General features: G+C 64.6%; 6 protein-coding genes. 3 read left to right on the forward strand and 3 right to left on the reverse strand.

What is annotated here, in order from left to right:
• Window positions 1-7 precede the first annotated feature (7 nt).
• Window positions 8-280, forward strand: a complete 273-nt coding sequence (locus L6D75_RS13485) for an HU family DNA-binding protein (RefSeq protein ID WP_176517300.1) — start codon at window positions 8-10, stop codon at window positions 278-280.
• Between the two features lie 4 nt (window positions 281-284).
• Here L6D75_RS13485 and L6D75_RS13490 read toward each other — a convergent pair whose 3' ends face one another.
• The 3 genes from L6D75_RS13490 to gnd form a co-directional block, all read right to left on the reverse strand.
• Entirely contained in the window at window positions 285-2081 is a 1797-nt protein-coding gene (locus tag L6D75_RS13490) for a glycoside hydrolase family 15 protein (RefSeq protein ID WP_176517299.1), read from the reverse strand.
• A 109-nt stretch (window positions 2082-2190) separates the two neighbouring features.
• Complete coding sequence (gene zwf / locus L6D75_RS13495; RefSeq protein WP_176517298.1) at window positions 2191-3696, reverse strand: glucose-6-phosphate dehydrogenase; 1506 nt, start codon at window positions 3694-3696, stop codon at window positions 2191-2193.
• A complete protein-coding gene (gene gnd, locus L6D75_RS13500; RefSeq protein ID WP_176517297.1) occupies window positions 3693-4676 on the reverse strand; it encodes a phosphogluconate dehydrogenase (NAD(+)-dependent, decarboxylating) in 984 nt (327 codons plus the stop codon). The genes zwf and gnd overlap by 4 nt, the downstream gene beginning before the upstream one ends.
• Before the next feature lie 203 nt (window positions 4677-4879).
• Between gnd and L6D75_RS13505 the strand changes: the two genes are divergently transcribed.
• Both L6D75_RS13505 and L6D75_RS13510 read left to right on the forward strand, forming a co-directional pair.
• Complete coding sequence (locus L6D75_RS13505; RefSeq protein ID WP_236193566.1) at window positions 4880-5047, forward strand: DUF6026 family protein; 168 nt, start codon at window positions 4880-4882, stop codon at window positions 5045-5047.
• Window positions 5048-5199: 152 nt separating this feature from the next.
• Complete coding sequence (locus tag L6D75_RS13510; RefSeq protein ID WP_236193568.1) at window positions 5200-5649, forward strand: SgcJ/EcaC family oxidoreductase; 450 nt, start codon at window positions 5200-5202, stop codon at window positions 5647-5649.
• The last annotated feature ends 373 nt before the right edge of the window (window positions 5650-6022 follow it).

Raw genomic sequence — 6022 nt, forward strand, 5'->3', positions numbered from 1 at the left:
TGACCCGATGAACAAGAAACAACTGATCGATGACATCGCCAAGCGGGCCGAGTTGAGCAAGGCTGACGCAGGGTTGGTGTTGAAAGCGTTCCTTGATGCAATCACCGCAACCATGATCAAAGGCCACGACGTCTCGTTGGTAGGCTTTGGCAATTTCGGCGTGACTGCCGTGCCCAAGCGGGTTGGGCGCAACCCTCGCACCCTTGCAGAAATCACCATCAACGCGCACAAGAAAATCACCTTCAAACCCGGCAAGAATCTGAAAGATGCCGTGAACTGAGCCTTCACCCACTGCTCGCCCGATCCCGCGCCGGGCACTGCGCCCGGTGCAGGTTCAGCGCCGTGTTGATGATGCCGATATGGCTGAACGCCTGGGGGTAGTTACCCAGCATGCGCCGCCCGGCCGGGTCGTACTGCTCGGCCAGCAGGCCCAGGTCGTTGCACAGCCCGGTCAGCTTCTCGTACAGCGCCTGCGCCTGCTGCTGGCGCCCGAGCAGCACATAGACATCGGCCAACCAGAACGAGCACACCAGGAACGTGCCCTCCCCTGGCGTCAGCCCATCGCTGCAACTGTCGCTGTCATAGCGCAGCAGCAGGCCATTTTTCAGCAACCGCTGTTCGATCTGCTCCAGGGTGCGCAGAAAGCGCGGGTCGGTTGCCGGCAGAAAACCGGTCAGGGCAATCTGCAGCAGGCTGGCATCCAGTTCGCTCGAGCCATAGGCCTGAACGAAGAACGCGCCGCTGGCATCGAGCCCCTGGGCGCAGACTTCGCGGTGGATTTGATCGGCCACCTGGCGGTAATGATGGCCGCGCTCGCGGTCTTCCTCGGTGGTATCGGCCAGCCCCGCCGCGCGGTCGAAGGCGACCCAGGCCATGACCTTGGAATGCACGAAGTGCTGGCGGCCGCCGCGCACTTCCCACACACCTTCGTCCGGCTCGCGCCAGATGCTTTCCACATAGGGCAGGATCAACCGGGCGATCGCGGCGCTGCGCGGCAGGCGAGGCAGGCCGCCCTTGATCGCCTGGGTCATGGCGTCGGCCAGCTCGCCGTAGATATCCAGCTGGCGCTGTTCGGAGGCGGCATTGCCGACCCGCACCGGTTGCGAGTGCTCGTAGCCGGCCAGCCACGGCAGGGTGTATTCCTGCAGGTCGCGTTCACCGGCCAGGCCGTACATGATCTGCATCTGCTCGGGGTTGCCGGCCACCGAGCGCAACAGCCATTCGCGCCATGCCTGGGCTTCGTCGAAGTAGCCAAGGTTCATGAAGGCCAGCAGGGTCATGGTGGCGTCGCGCAGCCAGCAGAAGCGGTAGTCCCAGTTGCGCTCGCCGCCCACGCGCTCGGGCAGCGAGGTGGTGACGGCGGCGACGATGCCGCCGGTGGGGGCGTAGGTCATGGCCTTGAGGGTCAGCAGCGAACGCCGCACCAGGGCGGTGTAAGGGCCGACATCCGGGCAACGGGCGGCGAACGCCTGCCAGTGCTCGAGGGTGTGCGCCAGGGCCTGGTCGATGTCGCAGTCCGGCTGCACCGGCAAATGCGAGGGCTGGTGGCGCAGGCTGAACACGTGGCGTTCGCCTGCACCGACGCGAAAGCGCGCAACCGTATGGTGGTCACGGGCGTGCGAGGGCACGCTGCTGCACAGGATCAGGCGGTCGGGGCCGGCCACGGCGCTGAGGGTCAGGGGGTCGAGTTTTTCTACCCAGGGCACGCTGCGCCCGTAATCGAAGCGCATCACCAGGTCCATTTCGAAGCTCGTTTCACCCGAAAGGCCTTCGACGATGCGTACCACCGAGTTGACCTCGTCCAGCGGCATGAAATCGAGCACGCGGGCGCGGCCACTGGCAGTGACCCAGGTGGTTTCCAGTACCAGGGTGTCGTTCAGGTAGGTGCGGCTGCTGTGTTCCACCGGGTCGGTCGGGGCCAGGCGCCAGCGGCCGTTTTCTTCGTTGCCCAGCAGCGCGGCGAACACCGCGGGGGCGTCGAAGCGCGGCAGGCACAGCCAGTCCAGGGAGCCGTCGCGGCTGACCAGGGCGGCGCTGCGGCAGTTGCCTAGCAGGGCGTAGTCTTCGATGTGGGCGGGCATTGCTACTCCTTATAGGTTTGCCTGTACCGGCCTCATCGCCGGCAAGCCGGCTCCCACAGGTACACACAGGCCTGTGGGAGCCGGCTTGCCGGCGATAGGGCCGGTACAGTCACCCCAGCTTGTGCCATTCACGCTTGTCACGGGTTAGCAACTCATCCCCAGCCTCAGGCCCATCCTCACCCGCCGGGTACTCATGCACCTCGCCATCCTGGGCCCAGGCATCGAGAAACGGCTGCACCGCACGCCAGCCGTTCTCGATGTTGTCGGCGCGCTGGAACAAGGTCTGGTCGCCGGTCAGGCAGTCGTAGATCAAGGTCTCGTAGCCGGTCGCCGGGGTCATCTTGAAGAAGTCCTTGTAGGCAAAGCCCAGCTCGACATTCTCCATCACCAGCTCCGGCCCCGGCCGCTTGGCCTGCAGGTCGAACCACATGCCCTCGTTGGGCTGGATCTGGATCTTCAGATAATTGGGCTTGGGCCGCTCCAGCTCCGACTCGCGAAACTGCGCGTAAGGCGCCGGCTTGAAGCAGATGGCGATCTCGGTGTCGCGCACGCTCATGCGCTTGCCGGTACGCAGGTAGAACGGCACGCCGGCCCAGCGCCAGTTGTCGATCATCACCTTCAGGGCCACGTAGGTTTCGGTCTGGCTATCTGGCGCCACCTTGTCTTCCTGGCGATAGCCCGGCAGGCGCTTGCGCCCCTGCTTGCCTTCGCTGTACTGGCCCCGCACCGAGTTGCGCAGGGCCATTTTCGCCGACCAGGGGCGGATGGCACCGATGACCTTGGCCTTCTCGCCACGCACGGCATCGGCGCCAAAGGCCGCCGGAGGCTCCATGGCGACCATCGCCAGCAGCTGGAACAGGTGGTTGGGCACCATGTCGCGCAGGGCACCGGTGTTGTCGTAGAACGCGCCGCGGGTTTCCACACCCACAGTTTCGGCGGCGGTGATCTGCACATGGTCGATGTAGTGGTTGTTCCAGAACGATTCGAACAAACCGTTGGAAAACCGGCTGACCAGGATGTTCTGTACGGTTTCCTTGCCCAGGTAATGGTCGATGCGGTAGATCTGCCGCTCGCTCATCACCTTCAACAGGCAGGCATTGAGCGCCTCGGCGCTGGCCAGGTCAGTGCCGAAGGGCTTCTCCACCACCACCCGGCGGAAACTGCCGCCAGGCTCGTCGAGCAAGCCGGCCGCACCCAGGCGCTGGGCCACTTCGGGGAAGAAGCGCGGCGAGGTGGCCAGGTAGAAAATGGCGTTGCCATGGCTGGTCTTGTCGATGCGCTTGGCCAGGGCCGTGTAGGTGGCCGGGTCGAGAAAGTCGCCGGTCTGGTAGTCCAGGTTCTTGGCCAGGCGCGCCCACAGCTTCTCGTCCAGGCACTTGCTGGCGCCCTCGCCGCCCTTGTCACGCTCGAGCATGAAGGCGTGCAGGCGCTCGGCGAATTCCGTGGCCGTGGCGGCGTTGTGGTCGACGCCGACGATGCGCAGGTTGCGGTCGAGCAAGCCGTCCCGGCTGAGGTTGTACAGCGCCGGCATCAGCAGGCGCTTGACCAGGTCGCCATTGGCGCCGAAGAGGAACAGGGTGCAGGGCGGAGCAGTCGGTATGGTCTGTTTGGTCATGCGTCTTTCTTCTCGACGTGGCCACCGAAGCCCAGGCGCATGGCGGAGAGGATCTTGTCGCCATAGGTGCCCTGCTGCTGGCGCGAGCGAAAGCGGGCGAACAGCGCGCTGGACAGCACCGGCACCGGCACCGCCTGCTCGACGGCGGCGTCGATGGTCCAGCGGCCTTCGCCACTGTCGGACACCGAACCGCTGAACTGGGCCAGCTGCGGGTCGGCCACCAGGGCATCGGCGGTCAGGTCGAGCAGCCAGGAGGTGACCACGCTGCCGCGGCGCCACACCTCGGCGATCTCGGCCACGTTCAGGTCGAAGCGTTGGTCTTCGGGCAGTTCCGTGCCGCCTTTGCTGCGCAGCAGGTCGAAGCCTTCGGCGTAGGCCTGCATCAGCCCGTACTCGATGCCGTTGTGCACCATCTTCACGTAGTGCCCGGCGCCTGGCGGGCCGGCATGGATGTAGCCATGCTCGGCGCGCTGGTGCTCACCCTCGCGGCCATGGGTGCGCGGTATATCGCCAACGCCTGGGGCCAGCGCCTTGAACAGCGGCTCCAGGCGTTCGAACACGTCCTGCTCACCGCCGATCATCATGCAGTAGCCGCGCTCCAGGCCCCAGACCCCGCCCGAGGTGCCAACGTCCAGGTAGTGCAGGCCGCGCTTGGCCAGCTCGCTGGCGCGGCGCATGTCGTCCTTGTAGAAGGTGTTGCCGCCATCGATGATCGCATCGCCCGGCTCCAGCAGCTCGGCCAGTTGCGCGATGGTCTGCTCGGTGGGCTCGCCCGCCGGCAGCATTACCCACACCGCCCGCGGCGCCTTGAGCTTTTGCACCAGCGCACCGAGATCGTGGGCACCCTGGGCGCCCTCGCCTTCCAGGGCGACGATAGCCTCACGGTTGCGGTCGTTGACCACCGTGCGGTGTCCGGCGCGCATCAGGCGCCTTGCGATATTGCCGCCCATGCGGCCCAGCCCGACGATTCCCAGTTGCATGAGCCGATGCTCCCCTTCGAAAATGAATGACAATGCAGTTCAGCTTCACAGATTAGTCCAGCACGCGCCCCAAGGGTTCAGCGACGAACGGCGCGACAACTTCAAACAAAAAAGTTCCCATCGGCTGCGAAAGAATTCAGAATGCGCGCCGCGTGAAGCGTCTACGCTTTAAATGTCACCAGCCAGAACCGCGAGGTGTACTCATGGGTACCTTGATGCCAGCCACTCCAACCCAGACCCTCTATGTCTCCGTGCGCCGCGATGAGCTGCGCAAGTTGAAGGACGAACGCGAGCAGCTGCGCCAGCAGGTCGCTCAATTGCACATGCTGCTGGAGCAGGCACGTTCCGGCGACAAATCCGTCAGCCTCTGACCCTCTCCTGGCGTGGGAGCTTCCCCGCTCCCACCCTGCGCTGCGCAAAAGCAGTGCTAGCCAAACGATTTTTCCGATAGTTGCGCCACGTCGCGCTTTCTACAGTAGCTGCCGTCGCGGGCCCAGCCAGGAGCCCCGCCAACGGAGCTAGCATGAACATCGCCAAACACTGCCTGTCGATAGCCCTCGCCTCCCTGCCCTTGCACGCTGCAGCCCAGAGCTGCGAAACCGTCACCGAACAGCAAGCCCTGGCCTTGTTCGAAACCTGGAACGACAGCCTCAAGAGCGGCGACCCCAAGCAGGTCGCGCAGCGCTACCAGCACGATGCGCTGTTGCTGCCCACGGTGTCCAAGCATCCACGCCTGAGCCAGCAGGAACGCCTCGACTACTTCGAGCACTTCCTCGCCGAACAGCCCAGCGGCAAGCTCGACAGCCACCACTTTCAAGCCGCCTGCAACACGGCAACCCTCGCCGGCCTCTATACCTTCGATTTCGCCGCCACGGGCAAGCAGGTGGCTGCACGCTACAGCTTCACGTACGCCTGGGATGGCCAGCAATGGCTGATCAGCCATCACCACTCTTCGCTGCTGCCTTCGACCTGAACATGGCGCGGGGCGCAATGCCCCGCTTCAGGGCAAACCTGGCCCTTGCTCGCTGCAAAATGAAGCACGCCCACCCCACTCACCTGCCCCTTTTCTACCCCGCCTCGGCACCCCCTGCGCACGCCAACGTTTGCGTCTAGCCCGCGTCATAACGAAAGTGACCAGTGGGTCACCTTTTTAGCTCCAGCTCTCCTACACTCAGTTTCCGGCCCGCCATTTGCTCAGGGAAGAAGCGACGGAAAAAAGTCGAACTTTTGCAAACGGTGGCGGGTCAGCAACATAAGTAGGCCATGGCAAAGGGGCACACCTCGCCCAAGACCACCCACCCCCACCCCAGCTCTTATACACATCTCCGCGCCCACGAGACATCTCA

Origin of the sequence: Pseudomonas faucium, assembly GCF_021602585.1 — a bacterium.
Lineage (GTDB): Bacteria > Pseudomonadota > Gammaproteobacteria > Pseudomonadales > Pseudomonadaceae > Aquipseudomonas > Aquipseudomonas faucium.

Excerpts from the sequence above, each read along its gene's own strand:
- gnd (WP_176517297.1), bottom strand. The coding sequence starts at position 4,676 with ATGCAACTGGGAATCGTCGGGCTGGGCCGCATGGGCGGCAATATCGCA.
- L6D75_RS13485 (WP_176517300.1), top strand. The coding sequence starts at position 8 with ATGAACAAGAAACAACTGATCGATGACATCGCCAAGCGGGCCGAGTTG.
- L6D75_RS13505 (WP_236193566.1), top strand. The coding sequence starts at position 4,880 with ATGGGTACCTTGATGCCAGCCACTCCAACCCAGACCCTCTATGTCTCC.
- L6D75_RS13490 (WP_176517299.1), bottom strand. The coding sequence starts at position 2,081 with ATGCCCGCCCACATCGAAGACTACGCCCTGCTAGGCAACTGCCGCAGC.
- zwf (WP_176517298.1), bottom strand. The coding sequence starts at position 3,696 with ATGACCAAACAGACCATACCGACTGCTCCGCCCTGCACCCTGTTCCTC.
- L6D75_RS13510 (WP_236193568.1), top strand. The coding sequence starts at position 5,200 with ATGAACATCGCCAAACACTGCCTGTCGATAGCCCTCGCCTCCCTGCCC.